This is a genomic window from Micromonospora gifhornensis, assembly GCF_016863515.1.
GTDB lineage: Bacteria > Actinomycetota > Actinomycetes > Mycobacteriales > Micromonosporaceae > Micromonospora > Micromonospora gifhornensis.
This window is the reverse complement of the sequence record NZ_BOPA01000021.1, coordinates 175,555-193,054: the sequence shown is the minus strand read 5'-3', so window position 1 is coordinate 193,054 and position 17,500 is coordinate 175,555. Positions and strand designations below refer to the sequence as shown.

At 67.4% G+C, this 17,500-nt stretch carries 14 protein-coding genes; 10 read left to right on the top strand and 4 right to left on the bottom strand.

The features are described from left to right. The first annotated feature begins 24 nt into the window (after positions 1-24). The 5 genes from Vgi01_RS16625 (at position 25) to Vgi01_RS16605 (ending at position 4,218) form a co-directional block, all read left to right on the top strand. On the top strand, positions 25-1,092 hold the full coding sequence (locus Vgi01_RS16625) for a hypothetical protein (RefSeq protein WP_204291597.1): 1,068 nt from the start codon (positions 25-27) through the stop codon (positions 1,090-1,092). Between the two features lie 48 nt (positions 1,093-1,140). Then, positions 1,141-1,776, top strand: coding sequence for a hypothetical protein (locus tag Vgi01_RS16620; RefSeq protein WP_146017533.1), 636 nt, complete (start codon positions 1,141-1,143; stop codon positions 1,774-1,776). Beyond that, a complete protein-coding gene (locus Vgi01_RS16615) occupies positions 1,760-2,275 on the top strand; it encodes a hypothetical protein (RefSeq protein WP_146017532.1) in 516 nt (171 codons plus the stop codon). Before Vgi01_RS16620 ends, Vgi01_RS16615 begins: the two co-directional genes overlap by 17 nt. A gap of 201 nt (positions 2,276-2,476) precedes the next feature. Beyond that, the gene (locus Vgi01_RS16610) at positions 2,477-2,944 is read left to right on the top strand and encodes a hypothetical protein (protein WP_204291596.1); all 468 of its coding nucleotides are present in this window, start codon (positions 2,477-2,479) and stop codon (positions 2,942-2,944) included. A gap of 137 nt (positions 2,945-3,081) precedes the next feature. Beyond that, the gene (locus Vgi01_RS16605; protein WP_239089009.1) at positions 3,082-4,218 is read left to right on the top strand and encodes an ISAs1 family transposase; all 1,137 of its coding nucleotides are present in this window, start codon (positions 3,082-3,084) and stop codon (positions 4,216-4,218) included. A 264-nt stretch (positions 4,219-4,482) separates the two neighbouring features. Here the strand turns inward: Vgi01_RS16605 and Vgi01_RS16600 are convergent, their stop codons facing one another. Both Vgi01_RS16600 and Vgi01_RS16595 read right to left on the bottom strand, forming a co-directional pair. Beyond that, positions 4,483-6,045, bottom strand: a complete 1,563-nt coding sequence (locus Vgi01_RS16600; RefSeq protein WP_373306972.1) for an alpha/beta hydrolase — start codon at positions 6,043-6,045, stop codon at positions 4,483-4,485. Positions 6,046-6,099: 54 nt separating this feature from the next. Beyond that, positions 6,100-7,212, bottom strand: coding sequence for an ATP-dependent DNA ligase (locus Vgi01_RS16595; RefSeq protein WP_204291633.1), 1,113 nt, complete (start codon positions 7,210-7,212; stop codon positions 6,100-6,102). Between the two features lie 135 nt (positions 7,213-7,347). Between Vgi01_RS16595 and Vgi01_RS16590 the strand changes: the two genes are divergently transcribed. Further along, complete coding sequence (locus tag Vgi01_RS16590) at positions 7,348-7,560, top strand: hypothetical protein (protein ID WP_204291594.1); 213 nt, start codon at positions 7,348-7,350, stop codon at positions 7,558-7,560. A 52-nt stretch (positions 7,561-7,612) separates the two neighbouring features. On the opposite strand, the gene Vgi01_RS16585 is transcribed toward Vgi01_RS16590, so the two are convergent. After that, positions 7,613-8,530 (bottom strand): DNA-3-methyladenine glycosylase family protein, encoded by a 918-nt coding sequence (locus tag Vgi01_RS16585; protein WP_204291593.1) that lies wholly within the window; start codon positions 8,528-8,530, stop codon positions 7,613-7,615. A gap of 519 nt (positions 8,531-9,049) precedes the next feature. On the opposite strand from Vgi01_RS16585, the gene Vgi01_RS16580 reads away from it, so the two are divergent. From Vgi01_RS16580 to Vgi01_RS16565, 4 genes are all read left to right on the top strand, one after another. Continuing rightward, positions 9,050-10,858 carry a stealth family protein gene (locus Vgi01_RS16580; protein ID WP_204291592.1) on the top strand — a complete coding sequence of 603 codons (1,809 nt, stop codon included), beginning with the start codon at positions 9,050-9,052 and terminating at the stop codon, positions 10,856-10,858. A gap of 280 nt (positions 10,859-11,138) precedes the next feature. Beyond that, positions 11,139-12,590, top strand: a complete 1,452-nt coding sequence (locus Vgi01_RS16575) for a stealth family protein (RefSeq protein WP_204291591.1) — start codon at positions 11,139-11,141, stop codon at positions 12,588-12,590. Continuing rightward, complete coding sequence (locus Vgi01_RS16570; protein WP_204291590.1) at positions 12,587-14,785, top strand: glycosyltransferase family 4 protein; 2,199 nt, start codon at positions 12,587-12,589, stop codon at positions 14,783-14,785. The genes Vgi01_RS16575 and Vgi01_RS16570 overlap by 4 nt, the downstream gene beginning before the upstream one ends. Before the next feature lie 22 nt (positions 14,786-14,807). Beyond that, positions 14,808-16,574 (top strand): stealth family protein, encoded by a 1,767-nt coding sequence (locus Vgi01_RS16565; RefSeq protein WP_204291589.1) that lies wholly within the window; start codon positions 14,808-14,810, stop codon positions 16,572-16,574. A gap of 61 nt (positions 16,575-16,635) precedes the next feature. Here Vgi01_RS16565 and Vgi01_RS16560 read toward each other — a convergent pair whose 3' ends face one another. Then, a complete protein-coding gene (locus Vgi01_RS16560) occupies positions 16,636-17,322 on the bottom strand; it encodes a COG4315 family predicted lipoprotein (RefSeq protein WP_102658012.1) in 687 nt (228 codons plus the stop codon). Positions 17,323-17,500 lie beyond the last annotated feature (178 nt).

Sequence of the window (17,500 nt, the reverse complement as noted above, 5' to 3'; positions counted from 1 at the left end):
AGAACATTGCTGGGAGGACCTCGCGTGGAGATGGTCGACTACTCATCGTGGACAGTCGAGGCGATTATTGCGCCAGCTCTCAAGAGGGCGATGCATGAGGGGAGGACGTCTGTCGGATCAGTTGACCTGCTGCTTGAATACTGTCGAAGGATGGGGAGTGAATTACCCCTACTCGGGGCGGTCATAAGGGATGATCCGCTGTCAGGGGAGCGGGAGGTCGACAGAAGAAGTGAACCTGGAAATGTGCGTCCCCTTTCTGTTTATGCGGCACATGCCATCCTCCGCGAGGTTGCGCGCGAGGTGTTGGACTTCCGAGTTGGGCGGTCGGATGTCGTGATGCCGGCGTGGACGGCAGGGGTCGTGCAGGTCTTGGCTGATGCGCGATCAATGTCTGTAGACAAGGGCCTTCCGTGGGTTGGCGATCGCGAAGTGCTGATCGCGCTTCTCGTCAACGAGGGATCTGCCGCGAGTGCTCTTCTGGTGCGAAGTGGGACCGATCGTCACCAGCTGTTGGCGGAGGTTGAGCGGCTAAGCCCGTTCCGGGGAAAGCTGCCGTGGGCGCCGGCGGTGGATTCCTTGGAGGGTGCCGGAGTCCTGCGCATAAACATGGTGAGCCGCTTACTTATGTGGCCTGTGCGCGTAATTTCAAACAGGGTTGAGGGGCGTAGCTCTGGTCTGCTATCGACGCTGGAAGGGGAGTCCAGTCGGCAAGCTGTCCGCAGGGGTAGTGGTGACATTACGTTCGATCATGTCGTGTTCGCCGCAGTTTCGATTCGACAGCAGTTGGTGCTGAGTGATATACCTGAGCCCGAGGGGTTGCGCGGTTCTGGTTCAATTCTTGAACGATATGGTCTCTTATCTGTCGACCTGAACCTTCGCATCGTCGATCGTGGTCTGCCCCCGTCTTGGGCGGAGCCGCTTCTCGTTCCCACCCGTCCGCCGGCCTTTATGCCCGAGGTGGCGATGGCGCTTGAAAACCTGCGTCGCCTGGCTTCGCTGGATTACAGTTACCCTCAGATTCTGGAGTCGCTGTTTGCGATGCCTCAGGTGAGGTCCTCGATCGCAGCGCTTACCGCCCACCGCCGGCAGTGAGGGCAGGGCGTGTTCACTTGGTCGTGCTGATCGAGTATGATCAAAAAAATGCAGCGAGACTGGGCGAAGGCCGGAGTTGCCTTCAGGTGGTCAGGCGACCAGGATCCCAAGCGAATATTGGTTCACGACAACGATGTGATCATGTATGACGCTTGGCAATCGGAGCTTGGCGAGTGGTCCCTGGGTGAACTGCCCGCGCTGAGGCGGCGGAGTGTGAACTACTATGTCACCTCGACTGAAACAGTGTATGCCAAGGCCGCCTACCTCCGAGACATGCCGCTGTCTGATACGGAAGCCCAGGTGCATAGACCCGACCTTCCATTTTGCCTTGCTGCTTGCGAGGTTATGCAGTGGACTGACTCGCACCCATCTGCAGGAGAGTTCGAACGCAGTCGAGCGGAATGTTGCGGCGAGGTGCAGGATGAAACTGGCATGACGGAGGTGTATCTGAGTCCGTTTGGACCGAAGGGGGGCGATAAGCGCGGCGTTCGTGTGGCTGCCGAGGGAGGTGCGACGCTCACGGTTGGGGAGCTTCTCTGGAAGGCGATGGCAATCCAATTTCCGCTACTGGCGTCCCGGAATCCTGTACGTGGTGTCGGGCTGTACCGACTAGGCCTGCAGGGCGGGATTCCTTCCTACTATCTGTGGGGAAGCCGGTCGCGGCTGGATGATCATGTCGGCTGAAGGGTTCAATGAGTTCGCCGGACGAACTTATGGTGACCTGCGTTTAGCGCATTTCTCCGTGGTCAACAACGCCATTGAAAGGCGTCCCTATGTCGCTCTTGTCGAGCGTGTCGGTGAGTTCTGCAACGTCCTGGATGGCGAGCACAACTCATGGCACGATGACGTGGCACTATGCGTCCTGCTGTCGCATCAGGACACTGCGGCAACTGTCTGGCTGTCCTACGTTGCCCCGTATGCTGTCATTATCGCCGGGCCGATTAAGTCGCCGGCTAGGCTGCTTCGTGATCAAGACTTCGTCTATTCCGGCTCGACGGCGAAGGGGTGGCTTGCGCAGGTCAGGTCGGTGCTGGAGTCGGCGGGGCTGTGGGTCCTTCCACCGTGGCTGCTTCGCCAGGAGATGGATTTTTACTCGGTCAATGATGGTCAGGTGCAGCGGATGCCGATGTTTCGAGTCTTCTTCACCGATCTCGAGGACCACTTCCCGTTCGAAGAGGATTGACGCCGGACGACGGCGCATGCTGGTCGAGCGGGTGAAGTTTAGGAAGTGACGAGGAGGCAGCCGGTGCGGCGAAAGCCCGAGTCCGAGTTCGTCCTGGATTCCCCGGGAGGGCTCTCTGCGCGTGCCCAACGTTTCCTGGCAGCCGAGGCGGTCCGGGTCGTGGAGGATCCGGGCCCTTCGGACGCGGAGCTCAGGGAGCGGATGGCGGAACTTTACGGCACGGTCGATGAGGATTTCCTGGTCCTGCTGAGGTCCGTGCAGCGGCGGTATCTCGGTCTCAGCTACGACAGCGGCTATTTCGACGGGAGTCGGGTGACCTATTCGCCAACCTTCGATCCTGAACCGGGCGATACCGACCTGGAAATCCTGTACGCAGTCAGCATGGAGGCCAATGTCGGCGCATCACTGACTGACAAGGGGCAGGTGGAAGTCGGCTTCGACCAGTGGGGGTTGATGGAGTTTGACAGTCTTGACAATGTGATCGAGAGTGACGCACTGTTTGCCCTCAGTAAAAGATTCCAGGTCAGCGAGGTGTCTTTCCGGAACCTGGCGGCGGATGCGGTGCGGAGTTCGCTTGCGGCCGACTCTGAGCTTGGTCTCACTGAGGTGCCGGAGGCCGGTGGCAGGTACTCCAGGGCCTCGGCAAAGTCGCGGGGGTGCCCGGCTTGATGTGGTTGGTGTAGACGCGCCCTGGCTGGTGGCAGCAGGGCGGGCATGACCGGTTCAGATGATCATCGAGGTTCCTACGCCTTGTCGATCATCCGAAGTGAGTCATGCCCGCGCTGCCATCATCGCTGATCTCGTCCGTGTCCGACGCACCGGCTGTCACCGTGCCCGAAGCCGCTGCTGGGCTGCCTGCCGCGTTGACGAATCTGCCGGATCCTCGCGCCCGTCGCGGTGTCCGGCACCGGTTAACCGTGGTGGTGACCGCAGCGGTCTGTGCCGTGGTGGCTGGCTACCGCTCCTACACCGCGATCGCCGAGTGGATCGCTGACGTCCCCACTGCGACCGTCGTCGCGTTAGGTATTGCCCCGGACCGGCGCCCATCGGAGGCGATGATCCGCCGGCTGTTGCAGGCCCTGGACCCGGACCTGCTCACCGCGGCTGTCAGCGGATGGTTGTCCACCCGGACCATGTCGGCCTCGCCAGCCCCACGACGGGCGATCGCCGTGGACGGCAAAACCCTGCGAGGCTCCCGCACCTGCGACACGGCCGCCCAGCATGTCCTCGCGGCCTGCGACCAAGCCAGCGGTGTGGTCCTGGCCAGCATCGACGTGGACGGCAAGACCAACGAGATCACCCGATTCGCGCCGCTGCTCGACCAGATCAGCGATCTGCGCGGCACCGTGATCACCGCCGACGCAATGCACTGCCAACGCGAACACGTCGCCTACCTCGCCGAACGCGGCGCCCACTGGATCCTGACCGTCAAGGCCAACCAGCCCAACCTGCACGCCCAACTCGCCGGCCTGCCCTGGCGGGCCGTCCCGGACGCCGCCCGTGACACCGACCGCGGACACGGCCGCCGCGAGATCCGCACCTGCAAGATCCTCACCGTCTCCACCGGAATCGACTTCCCGCATGCCGCCCAGGCCCTGCAGATCCGCCGCCGCAGACGCCGCCTCGACCAGCCGAAACGGTTCACCACCGAAACCGTCTACGCGATCACCGACCTCCGCGTCCACCAGGCCGGGCCAGCACAACTCGCGAGCTGGGTCCGCGGTCACTGGTCGATCGAAAACAAGGTCCACTGGGTGCGCGACGTCACCTACGACGAGGACCGTTCCCAGATCCGCACCGGCACCGGACCCCAAGTCATGGCCGCCCTCCGCAACGCCGCCATCGGCGCACTCCGCACCGCCGGCGTCACCAACATCGCCGCCGCCAACCGGCATCACGCCCGCGACAGCACCCGCCCGCTGGCCCTACTCGGCATCATCTGACGACTTTGCCGGGGCCCTGGCAGGTACTCCCACTGGTTTGTCGGCGACAACGCTGCAGTGTTCTATCACTCGTTGTGGTACGAGCTCAAATTTACCGATGCGCCCCTTATCACCCTGTGGGGCGCCGACGCATCGGTGGTTGCCAAGTTGGAACAACTCCTCAGCTGAGAACGCCTCCGTACCTCGCGGCCACCACCCATCCGGTGGCCTGGCGTGAGGGGTGGTGACCCAAGCCGCCCCGAGCCGGCGGAGGTCGGGCTGCGGCTAGCGGGCCGGGCAGCGTGTGCCTTCGGCGGGGACGGTGAGGTCGATCAGGTAGGCGTCGACGGCCTGGGTGATGCAGGCGGTCTGCGGGTATGCCGTGTGACCCTCGCCTTCCCAGGTGAGGACGCGCCCCACCCCGAGCATCTCGGCCAGCGCCGGGGTCTGCTCGTACGGTGTGGCCGGGTCGCCGGTGGTGCCGACGATCAGGATCGGTGGGGCGCCGTCGGCGCGGCCGGTGGGGTAGGGGTCGCTGCCGCCGGGCCATTCGGTGCAGGAGATCAGGCCGGTGGCCAGCGCCGGGCCGAACAGCGGGTACTGCGTGCGCCACTGGGACTGCAGTTGGCGGATGCGGTCCAGGTTGGGCCGTTCCTCCTCGTCAGCGCAGTTGATCGCCGTGTTGGCGTCGAAAAGGTTTGTGTAGTGGCCCTTGTCGTCGCGGTCGGCGTAGCTGTCGGCGAGGCGGAACACGCCCTGCGGGTTGCCGCCCTCCAGTTGGTCGATGGCGCGGGCCAACTCCTGCCAGCCGCTCTCGGTGTAGAGCGAGGAGATGACCGCGTAGAAGACCCAGCCGGCGGTGGCTTCCCGGCCGTCGGCGGAACGGGCTGGTGACACCCGGGCCTTGTCGATGGCGGAGATGACGGCGGCGCGGGCGTCGGGGGCGATCGGGCAGCGGGCGGCGTTGGCCGCGCACCACCTGTGGAAGTTGTCGAAGGCCCGCTCGAAGCCCTTGGCCTGGCTCTCCGATCCTTCGATCAGGCCCTGTCGGGGGTCGATCGCGCCGTCGAGCACCAGCGCCCGCACCCGGGAGGGGAACAGCTGGGCGTACGTGGCACCGAGCAGGGTGCCGTAGGAGTAGCCCAGGTAGGTGAGCTTGTCGTCGCCGACCGCCGCGCGGATCGCGTCCATGTCCCGGGCGGCCTGCTCGGTGCCGTACAGCGGGAGTTGGTCGCCGTATTTGTCGCCGCAGCCCTGGCCGATGCGGTTGGCCAGCGCCACGAGGTCGTCGAAGGACTCCTGGTTCTGCGGGTCGGGGTCGGAGCCGAAGACGGCGTCGAGGTCGGCGTCGGAGATGCACTCCACCGGGCTGGACCGGGCCACCCCGCGGGGGTCGAAGCCGACGATGTCGAAGCGTTCCATGATGCGGTCGGGCAGGCCGCCGTACTGCTCGCCGAAGGAGAGGTAGACGGCGGTGTCCACGCCCGAACCGCCGGGACCACCGGGGTTGACCAGCAGGGAGCCGATGCGGTCGCGTTGCTTGTCGGAGCGGGCCCGGATCAGGGCGATCTCGAATGTCTCGCCGGCGCCGGGACCCGTTGTCGCGCCACTGCCGCCGGCCCAGTCGCGGGGGACCTGGATGCGGGTGCATTCGTACCGGATGCCGGGTGCGCCCCGCCCGACCACCTCGTCGGCCACCTCGGGGCATGCCTGCCAGGTCGGTGTCGTGCCCGGCGGGGCAGCCTCGCCCTCGACGTCGCTGCGCGGCGCGAGCGCCGGCAGCGTGCATCCGGCGGCGACCACTACGGCGGACACCAGGCCGGCGAGGGTCAGCCGTCGGCGGCGGATCGGATCGGTAGTACGGGTCACGAGCGAGCCTCCGTGATCGGTGCGATCGTCAGGCTACGCGGAGCCGGTGCCGGACCCGACCGTCACCGTCGGATCGCCGCGCAGGACCTGGTCCACGTCGAAGCGGACCGGCCGGTCCAACTGGTCGTACCGGCAGGAGAGTGGGTCACGGTCGGGCCGCCAGCGGACGAACCGGGCGGTGTGCCGGAACCGGTCACCCTCCATCGCGTCGTACGCCACCTCGACCACCAGCTCCGGGCGTAGCGGCTCCCATTCCAGGTTCTTGGTGCCGGTCCATCGGCTGACCCCGCCCGGGATGCGTTGGCCGCGCTCGTGGTCGCCGTGCACCCACGGGTGATCGTCTGCGACCTCGCGGTAGGGGGCCAGCTCCTCCAGCAGCTCGGCCCTGCGGGCCATGGTGAACGAGGCGCTCACCCCGATGTGGTGCAGCACCTGCGCGTCGTCGTAGAGGCCGAGCAGCAGTGAACCGACCACCGGGCCGGACTTGTGCCAGCGGAACCCGGCGACCACCACGTCCGCGGTGCGGGCGTGCTTGACCTTGAACATGAGCCGCTTGCCCGGCTCGTAGGGCAGGTCGGCGGGTTTGGCGATCAGCCCGTCCAGCCCGGCGCCCTCGAACACGTCGAACCAGCGGCGGGCGGTCTCGGTGTCGGTGGTGATCTGGGTGACGTGCACCGGTGGGCGGACCTTTGCCAGGGCCTGCTCCAGGCGCGCGCGTCGGGTCGGGTAGGGCACGTCGAGCAGGCTCTCGCCGTCGAGGGCGAGCAGGTCGAAGGCGACGAAGTCGGCGGGCGTGGTCTCGGCGAGCAGCTTCACCCGGGAGGCGGCCGGGTGGATGCGCTGGGCCAGCAGCTCGAAGTCGAGCCGGGGCGCCGCGTCCGGGCTGTCGCGGCGGATCACGATCAGCTCACCGTCGACCGCGCAGCGCGCCGGCAACTGCCGCCGGGCCTGCTCGACCACCTCGGGGAAGTAGCGGGTCATCAGCTTGCCGCCCCGGCTGGCAAGCTCCACCTCGTCGCCGTCGCGGAAGATGATGCAGCGGAAACCGTCCCACTTGGGCTCGTAGGTCATGCCCGGCCCGGTGGGGATCGACGCGACGCTGCGGGCGAGCATCGGCTCCACCGGCGGGTTGATCGGCAGGTCCACGGCGACAGTCAACCAGACCCCACCGACAACGGTGAGGCAGATCACGGCTGGTCGGTGGGTGGCGTGTCCGTCGCTGAGTCGTCACCACTCGCCTGGGAAATTCGCATAACCGCAGGTCAGAGCTACTTTCGCGGGGTGTCGGAGTGGGTGTGCGGGTGCTGCGGACGGTGGCGGGTCAGTGTCGAGCTGATCCGGGGCCGGCACGTCTACCGGCTGGTCCACCGCTATCCCCGCCGCTTCGGCGGCGGCGACAACGTGCTCGGCGAGGTGGCCACGGTGGCCGAGTTGGCGGCGCTGTTGCGCCGGTGGAGCCCGGTGGATCTTGCCGACCTGCGCGAGGCCGCGTGATGCCCTGTCGGTCGCCCGGTCAGCAGTGCCTGAAGACCAGCAGGAACGCAGGTCAGTAGCGGGCGAAGGAGCGGATCGGCATCCGCGGGCCGAACCGCGGCGCATGGATGCCGGCGGCTTCCAGCAGCCGACAGACCCGGCCCCGATGCCCCCGGAACGGCTCCAGCAACTCCAGCATCCGGGCGTCGTCGGCGCGTGCCTCGCCGGCCAGGGCCCAGGCCACCGTGTTCGGTACGTGGTAGTCGCCGACGCTTACCGCGTCCGCGTCCCCGTACGCCACCCGGACGACCTCGGCGGCCGTCCACGGACCGATCCCGTTGATCGCCAACAGTGCGCGGGTGGCCGTTGACGAGTCCGTGCTGCGTTCGAGCCGGTCCGCGACGGCGGCGGCGCGGCGCAGTGTCTCGGCGCGGCGCTGCTCCACGCCGAACGGATGGAAGACCCAGTAGGGGGCGGCTGCCACGGCTGCCGGCTCGGGAGGCAGCAGCAGCGACACCGGTCCCGGCGCCGGCTCGGCGAAGTGGCGGACGGTGGCCGCGTACGCCCGGTATGCCTCCTTGCCGGTGACCTTCTGTTCGAAGACGGCCCGGAGCACCCGGGGGAAGATCAGCCCGGTGGCGGGCAGCCGCAAGCCGGCGTGCTGGGCCGCGAGTCGGGCCACCACCGGATGTGACCGGGCCAGGTCGGCGAAGCCGGTGAGGTCGTCGCGCAGCCCGGCGATCGCGTCGGCGTGCTCGACCATCCAGCCGGCACCGGGCCCGTACCCGTCGGCGCGCAGTTCGCCGCCGCTGCTCTGCAGGGCCAGGGTGGCGGGTCCGATCGGCGTACGAGCGGCCCACCAGAGGGTGTCGCCGGTGATCCGTGCGCAGGGATCGTACGGGCTGAAGGTGAGTGGCCGGATCGATGCGACCAGCCGGTAGTCGGGTGGCGGGCGCAGCGTCCGGCTCGCGGTGGGCGCGGTCCCGGTCACGACCCCACTGTGCCACCTCAGTGGGCGCCTGAGCACTGCGGGGCCAGGCACGTTTCGGGTCCACGGACGGTGTCGAGAAACCGTACGTTCACGGTTAGGCCACCTGAACGGCCAGGATTCTTCGGTCAAATACCGGCATATGCAAACGTAACTGGCGTCACAATCCGACACGACGGTAATGGCAAGGTTTGATCACTATCTCGTTAGCCAACCGCACTGTTATGGTCCGACCTGCGCGGTGACCGTCCGGCCTGCAACGACGCCGGTACATGGCCCGGCGACGGCAGTCGGTCATACGACAGGGTCGCACCGCGCACCACGGGGACTTGCGCAGGAGGTAACGGGAATGACTGCCGCAGCGGTTGTTCAACCAGGGCGGCCGATGGCCGTCGGCTCGCCGCACGGGCGTCAGCACTGACGTGGTCGCCGAAAGGTGACCTCTCGGATCCCGACGATCTGATGATTGCGCTGCGCGTCTATCGCCTGTTACCGCCGGCTGTCCGGCGTCACCTGCTCCGGTTGCTTCCCGAGCATCAGCGGCTCGCCATGGTGCGTACCCTCACCCGCCCTCGCGGCGGGGAGACCGTGCACCCTGTCGGTGCCCGGGTGACCATTTCCGACGACGGGGTCCGCACCGAGGCCGAGGTCGTCGCGGCGGCCACGCCGCTTCAGATGTGGCACCGCAACCTGACCGCCGTCACCTCCAGCCTGGAGTCCGCCGGCATCGAATACCACTGCGTACGCAACGACGACTACCTGCGGAGCACGGTGGCGGTCCTCGACGACAAGCGTGACGCGCTACGGCGGCTGGTCCGCACCGCACCCGAGTTGTCGGGCGCACACGTCCGGATCGTCGAGGCGCGACCCGAGCGCCACCAGCCGGACCGGGCACCGACCGAGGTGATCCAGGTGTGGTTCCCGGTGACCGACGCCCGGGCGGGCGTGGTGCTGGGCGCGCAGTTCGCCTGCGAGATCGAGCTGTGGACCCGGGCCGGCGACGTGGTCCGGGCACCCCGGCACAACGCGGTGATCGACGAGGCTCCGGCCCGCGCCGAACCGGTACGGGTCGCCGCCGCGTTGCTCAGCCACTTCGTACCCGAGGCCGACGACCACACCTACGGCACCCGTCGTGACCTGGCCGTACGCGCACCGGACCGGGTGGGCTTCCCGATCGACGCGGTCTACACCTGGGTCGACGGGTCGGACCCGGAATGGCGCGAACGCAAGCAGGCGGCGATGGGGACGCCCGGCGGTCCGCTGCACGCGATAGCCGCCAACACCTCGCGCTACCACAACCGGGACGAGCTGCGGTACTCGATGCGTTCGCTGCACAGCTTCGCGCCCTGGCTGAGGAAGATCTTCGTGGTCACCGACAGCCAGTTGCCGAGCTGGCTCGACCCGACCCACCCGATGATCACCGTCGTCTCGCACGCCGAGCTGTTCGCCGACATCGGTGGCCTGTCGTCGTTCAACTCGCACGCCATCGAGTCCCGACTGCACCGCATCGAGGGCCTGGCCGAGCACTTCCTCTACCTCAACGACGACGTCTTCCTGGGCCGGCCGCTGCTGCCGACGCACTTCTTCCACGCCAACGGGATCGCGAAGTTCTTCCTCTCCCCGGCACAGTTCGGGCTCGGCGAGGCGAGACCCAGCGACCCGCCGGTCAACGCCGCCGGGAAGAACAACCGCCGGCACATCCAGCGCCAGTTCGGCGTGACCATCACGCAGAAGATGAAGCACACCCCGTTCGCCCTGCGGCGCAGCATCATGCACCAGATCGAGGCGATGCTGCCGGCGGACGTGCTCGCCACGGCCCGGCACCGGTTCCGCCACCATGCGGACCTGTCGATCCCGTCGTCGTTGCACCAGTACTGGGCCTATCTGACCGCACAGGCCGTCCCGGGGCACATCGAGTACGAGTACACCGATCTCGGCCACCCGTCGACGCCCGCGCGCCTGGCCGAGCTGCTGGCCCACCGCAATCGCGACGTGTTCTGCCTCAACGACACCGACTCGGATCCGCGCGCGTTCGAGGAGCAGGAGCGGATGCTTGCCGACTTCCTGCCCCGCTACCTGCCGTTCCCCGCACCGTTCGAGCTGCCCGACGACGAGGTGGCCGAGCGCCGCAAATTGGGTGCCAGCGCCCTCTGGCGACATTCCCGCGATGTCGACCGGCACGACAGGAAGGTGGACGAGCAGACGACGCCGTCGCTGCACATCGCCAGGCAGGTGGATGCGGCGACCATCCCGGCCCTGCGGGTCGGCCCTGCGTTGGATGCGCCCACCTTGCCGCGGTTTCAGAGGGGAGCCGGCCGACGCGGTGAGTAGCGCGGTACGACGCCGGGGGCCAGTTCCATGACCGCTCGGGAAAAGAGGTAGATGGGTGACATCCGGGTTGGGTTCGATCGCCGCTCACACTGTCGTCGGTCACGTTGATGAAGGAAGTACCGTGAACCTCACGTCCCCCGCCTCCCCGCCGCCGGCAACGGTTCCGGTCCCGTCAGGCAGCGCAGGTGTTCGCGAGGTGCTGGTGGACGGACAGCGTCGGCGTGCACATGTGCATGCCGACCTCACCCCCATGCTCGCCCGTCAAGCCAACATCGCTGCAGTGACCGCGGCACTCGACGCGCACGGCGTCGACCACTTTCTGGTCCGGGGCATGGACGACCGGACCCCGGTGGTCGGCGTCAGCCAGGAAGACCGGGCCGCCGCCCTCGGCGCCTTGGAGAAGCTCGGTACGACCGCAGGCTGCTACGTCAGCCAGGTACTGCCGAAGCCACCCGTCACCGCCGTGCTGCGCGATGCCGACGACCCAGCCGTCTGGGCCGGGCTGCATGCGGCTCAGGCATTCAAGCTGACCTGGTTCCGGGTGGACCCGACGATGAAGCTGGTGCTCGGCGTCGCGTACGGGTGCGAAATCGAGTTCTGGCGGTCGGATCGGGCGGCCGACGTGTTGCGTGCGCCGCGGCGCAACCGGATGATGCCTGCGGTCTCGATGGCGGGGTTGCCGGTGGAGGTTGGCGAGCATCGCTTCACCCGACTCGCCGCTGCGACAAACCGCGGCCCGCGCCTGCGTACCCGGCCGGAGTTCGACCACTCGCTGCCGGACGACATCGAGTTCCCGATCGACGTGGTCTACACCTGGGTGGATGGCGCGGACCCCGAATGGCAGCGCCGCCGAGCCGAGATCAAGGGGGAGGCGTTCCACGCCGAGGCCGCGAGCGACTCGCGTTACATCAATCGGGACGAGCTGAAGTACTCCCTCCGATCACTGCACCTCAACGCGCCCTGGGTCCGCAACATCTACATCGTGACCGACCGGCAGTGCCCGTCCTGGCTCGATCTGAGTGCGGGCAACATTTTCGTGGTCGACCACAAAGAGATCTTCAGCGACCGCAGCGCCCTGCCGACGTTCAACTCGGTCGCCATCGAGACTCAGCTGCACAACATCGACGGCCTCGCCGAGCACTTCCTCTATCTCAACGACGACATGTTCTTCGGCCGTCCGTTGGCGCCCCAGACCTTCTTTCTGGCGAACGGCAGCAGCAAGTTCTTCCTGTCCCAGAACCGCGTCCCGATCGGCCCGATCACCAACCTCGACACCCCGATCGACGCCATGATCAAGAACAATCGACGGCTCATCGAGGAACGGTTCGGCCGGACCTTGACCCAAGGTAGCCAGCATGTGCCCTACCCGCTGCGGCGGAGCATTCTGGCGGAGATCGAGCGGGAGTTTCCGGAGGAGCATGCGCGCACTGCGCACAGCCGGTTCCGCAGCGCCACCGACATCATCATCACCTACTCCCTCTACCACTACTACGCGTTCATGACCGGGCGTGCGCTGCCCGGTCAGGTGAACTACGGGTACGTGCAGTTGGCGGTGCCGGATCTCGTCGCCCGTCTGAAGCGGGCCGAGGCCCGGCGGGACTGGGACACCTTCTGCATCAACGACGCCTTCTCCACGTACGCCCAACTCCAGCAGCAGATGGCCGTCCTGGAGCCGTTCCTGGAGGCGTACTTCCCGGTGCCCAGTCCTTACGAGTCGGCGAGCCAGCGGTGAAGTTCTCCTTCCTGGTCCACAACTTCTACGGTGTGGGCGGTACGAACCGCGCGGTGCTCAACCTGGCAACCGGGCTGCTCGACGCTGGCCACAGTGTCGAGGTCGCGTCGGTCTTCCGGCGACTAGACCGAACGATGTTCGACGGCGACGAGCGCATCACCCTGGTACCGCTTGTCGACACCAGGCCGCGGCGAGGAGACCGCACCGACCCGCGACTGCGGGAACCCTCGACGTTGATTCCGGCACACGAGGAGTTCTATCAGCAGTACAGCCAGCTAACCGACGAGCGAATGCTGCGTTACCTGCGGCACACCGACGCCGATGTGGTCGTGGGCACCCGGCCAGGGCTCAACCTTGTCATCGCCCGACACGCTCCGGAACATGTGGTGCGCATCGCGCAGGAACACATGACGCAGGATCTGATCCACGAGGCGGTGAAGGCCGACATCAGCCGCTCCTATTCACGGATCGACCTGGCGTACACGGTGTCGAGAGCGGACGCGGACGCCTTCCGAATCGGCAACCCGGTGCCGGGAACCGAGATCAAAGCGTTGCCGAACAGCGTGCCAGCGAGTGCGATTCCGCAGGCGGACAGGCGGAGCAGGATCGTCGTGGCGGCCGGACGACTCGATCCGATCAAGCGGTACGACCGACTGATCGTGGCGTTCGCCCGCGCGGTCAAGGACTGCCCCGGTTGGACGCTGCGGATCTACGGAGACGGCGATCAACGTCCGGGGCTGGCCAGACTCATCCGCGAGCTGGGCCTGTACGGCCGGGTACTGCTGATGGGCCGGCGGGAGGACATGGCGGCGGAGTGGGTGAAGGGTGCCGTCGCCGCCGTTTCCTCCGAGCGTGAGTCCTTCGGCATGACGATCGTCGAGGCCATGAGACTGGGCCTGCCGGTCGTCAGCAGCGACTGCCCGGTCGGGCCCCGCGAGATCATCTCGCACGGCGAGGATGGTCTCCTGGTGCCGACTGATGACTTCGACGCGTACGCCGAGGCGCTGCGGACGGTGATGCGCGACGACGATCTGCGGATCCGCATGGGCCGGATGGCGGTGACGAACTCCGCCCGCTTTGATCCCGCCCACCTCGCCGCACAGTTCGCCCGGGACTGCGCGCAGGTACTTGAGGTCCGCAGGGGCGAAGTGTCGCGGCCGAGGCGGTTGGGACGCAGGGCGCTGACGACGGAGCTGACTCTTCGGGAGGCGGGTCTGGCGCGGGCAATCGCTGACCCGGTGCTGCGGGGAATCGCCGGCAACGAACTCGCCCGACGGGCGAGCATGGGCGCTCTCGGACGACTGACCCGGATCCGCCCTGCGCGAAGTACCAGTACTCGGCTGCAATCGGCAATCAAGCGCCGGATCTCGGCTCCTGGGGACGCCCCGGTCGCCGACTGCGTTGTGTCGCCGGATCTAGGGCTGCGGATCTCCGTGGGCCTGGCGACCTATGGCGAGGACGCTGCCGTGGTGCTCAGCAATCGCGACACCCGTGACGTGGTTCGCGCGCCCCTCCTGCCGTCGCACGACGGGGCGAGGGCGGTCGCCACGCTCGATGCCGGTGCCCTGTCCGAGGGCCGATGGAACGTCTATCTGACGGACGGAGGCAAGGTCAGGCGCCGGTTGCGTCCCCAGCGGATGGACAGCCGGGTCCTGTCCGCCGCGTCAAGCGGCCCAGGCGAACACGCGGGCATGTTGGCACACGTCCCATACCAGACGGCTGACGGATTTATGGCGATACGAAGCTGGGTACGGGCCGTACACGCCGAGGTGCGCTCGCTCGCCCTCGATGGTGAGGCGGTCACCGTCGACTTCACCTGGCACGGACCGGGTGCCCCGGTCGGCGCAGTGCTGCGCCGACGAGGTGACCTGGCGGAGTCGCTGAGCGTGCCGACCTGGCCGGCAAGCGATGGAAAGTTGACGATGGCGGTGCCGCTGTCGGCGCTGGCCAACCTGCGGTTGCATCGGTACGAGGACTGGGACGTCTTTCTCCGGTGCGGTCAGAGCGAGGTTCGGATGGGCCGCTTCGCCGACGACGTGGTCGACAAGAAGCGCGCATACAACTACCCGGAGATTCACCTCGACCAGATGCTCCCGCTGGATCTGGTCGAGGAGGATCCAGCTCCGCTGTTGCGGGTCCGCCCCTACTACACGATCGACAGCGAACTGTCGTTCGCAATCATCGATCGACCATGAGCCCGCAGAGGAGCAGGTAATCGTGACCGAGCCGGGGCGAGGCCCGTCGGAGATTCCCAGAGCTGTCGCCGAACCCTCCGGGTTCGTTGACGTCTATCGGCGGGTGCTGAGCCCGCAGGCCCGGCGGGCCATCGCGACGAAGGTGAGCCCGAGGGCCCGGCACCAGCTCAAGCAGTGGGTTGCCCGTGCGTCGGGCGACACCCGGTTGACGAGTCGCCGGATCGAAAGGCTCGCCCGCCAACAGTCAGAGCTGCTGGCCGGCGGTGATCGGGCGGCAGTCACCGCCGACCGGGAGCCCCGGATCGCCCTGGTGGCCGCGGAAGTCACACCACTGCTGGCCCGGACCGAGAACCTGAGGGCGGTGACGACGGCGCTCGACGAGGCTGGCGTCGAGTTCTTCCGGGTCCGTGGCACCTCCGAGCGGTCATCGGTGGTGGCGGTTGACGCCGCGGACCGGGATCGGGTCTACGCCGCCCTCTCGGCCGCCTGCGCTCGGGCTCCCGGCTACGTCACGCAGGTGAGGACCGGCGGCGAGTCGCCTCCGGCAGCGGGGTTCGAGCCGAAGGTCTGGAAGCGCCTCGCGGAAGCTTCGGTGCTCCGGCTGACCTGGTACTGGACGGACCCCCGACACCGGCTGGTGCTGGGGCAGGCGTATGGGTGCGAGGTGGAGTTCTGGGCTCACCAGGGGGCCACTCTGGTCGCCCCGCGTCCGAACCTGGTGGCCGAGGAGGTCGTCGCGGCAGAGCCGTCAGTCGTCGCGTCCGAGTCGCTGTTCACCAGACTGATGCCCGCGACCACCACCGCGACCGCGCGGACCAAGCCGCCCTTCGCCGGACGACGCCCTGACGACGTCACGTTCCCGATCGACGTGGTCTACACCTGGGTCGACGGCACCGACCCCGACTGGCTTCGACGTCGGGCTGCGGTGGCGGGAGTGCCGTACCACGGTGAGGCGGCGAACGCGGCGCGCTTCCTCAGCCGTGACGAGCTGCGCTACTCGCTGCGCTCGCTGCACCTGTACGCGCCCTGGGTGCGCGACGTCTACGTGGTGACCGACGATCAGGTGCCGCCCTGGCTGGAGGAGACCGCACCCGGTATCCGGGTGGTCAGTCATCGGGAAATCTTTGCCGACACGTCGACGCTGCCCACCTACAACTCGCATGCCATCGAGAGCCAACTGCACCACATCGACGGGCTTTCCGAGCACTTTCTCTACTTCAACGACGACGTTTTCCTCGGCAGTGAGGTGCTGCCCTCGGACTTTTTCCTGGCCAACGGCATCTCCCGGTTCTTCCCGTCACCCGCCCTGGTCCCGCCGGGCGCGGCGACCGCCGAGGACATCCCCTCTTCGGCGGCGGGAAAGAACAACCGGGCCCTGATCGCGGCACGGTTCGGGACAGTGCTGACGCAGAAGATGAAGCACATGCCGCATGCGTTGCGGCGCAGTGTGCTGTACGAGATCGAGGAGACCTTTTCCACCGCCCACCGTCAGACAGCCGGCAGCCGGTTCCGCAGCATGACGGATATCTCGATCGCCTCGTCACTGCACCACTACTATGCGTTCCACACTGGGCGGGCCGTGCCGGGGAACCTGCGATACAGCATCGCGGAGTTGTCCCATCCGGACACTCCCGGTCGGCTCGCGCACCTGTTGGCCCGGCGGGACCGGCACGTCTTCTGCCTGAACGACGCGTTCTCGACGGAGGAGGATCTGGCCGACCAGCTCAAGGTCGTCATCCCCTTCCTGGACACCTACTTCCCGGTGGCCAGCCCCTGGGAGCGGGCCTGACAGACGACGATGGCCGGCCGCGCCCCCGACGGGCTGCGGCCGGCCATCCGACTGAACAGGGTCAGTAGTCGTAGTCCGAGTCGGAACTGTCGGACTTGGTCTTCGAGGGCGGCTCGACCGCCTTCGGGGTGCCCTTGGGCAGGCACTCCAGGTTCTTGCTGCCGTCGGGGTTGACCACGAACCAGGTGCCGCCGACGCCCTGGCCCTTCCACTGGCCCGGCTTCTTGTCACCGATGTAGGTGTAGAGCGGCCAGCCGTCCAGGGTGATCTGGCGGGTGCCGTCGGGGCGGGTGATGGTGCCGACCGCGTCGTCGGAGACGCCCTTGAGCTTCGGGTTGCCGTCGGTCAGCGCCGGCGGCCACACCTCGGCGCACTGGCCCTCGCAGTTGGTGGCGGGCGGGTCGTTGCTGTCGCGGTCGAAGCGGTACAGCAGGAAGCCGTCCTGGTTGACGACCGCGCTGCCCATCCGGGGGAACTTCTTGCCGGTCAGGCTCTCGGTCAACTCGGCACCGTCGGGCAGTGGGGCGTCGGCTTCAGGCTCCGCTCCGGGCGACGCCGAGGCACCCGGTTCGGCGCTGGCCTCGGGATCCGCGCTGCTCTCCGGGTCCGGGGTGGACGTGGAGTCGGCCGCGGCGACAGCGACCGGTTCCGCCACGCCGGGGTCTGCTCCGTTGTAGCCCGCGGGCGCGCAGGCCGTAAGTGCGACCATGGCGCTCGCGACAACGACGGTGCGCTTCATCTTTGCCACGTGCCCTCCTCATACTTGACAAGTCACCGGGAAGTACGGGAAACGAGGCTGTCAAGGTTGAAAGCAGAAGGGTGGCTCATTTCACACCCGGATGATTGAACCGGAATCGACAGCTGTCCGTGTGTGGGCGTACCTCAACCCGGCGCAGACGAGCAAGGGCCCGCCTCGACCGAGGCGG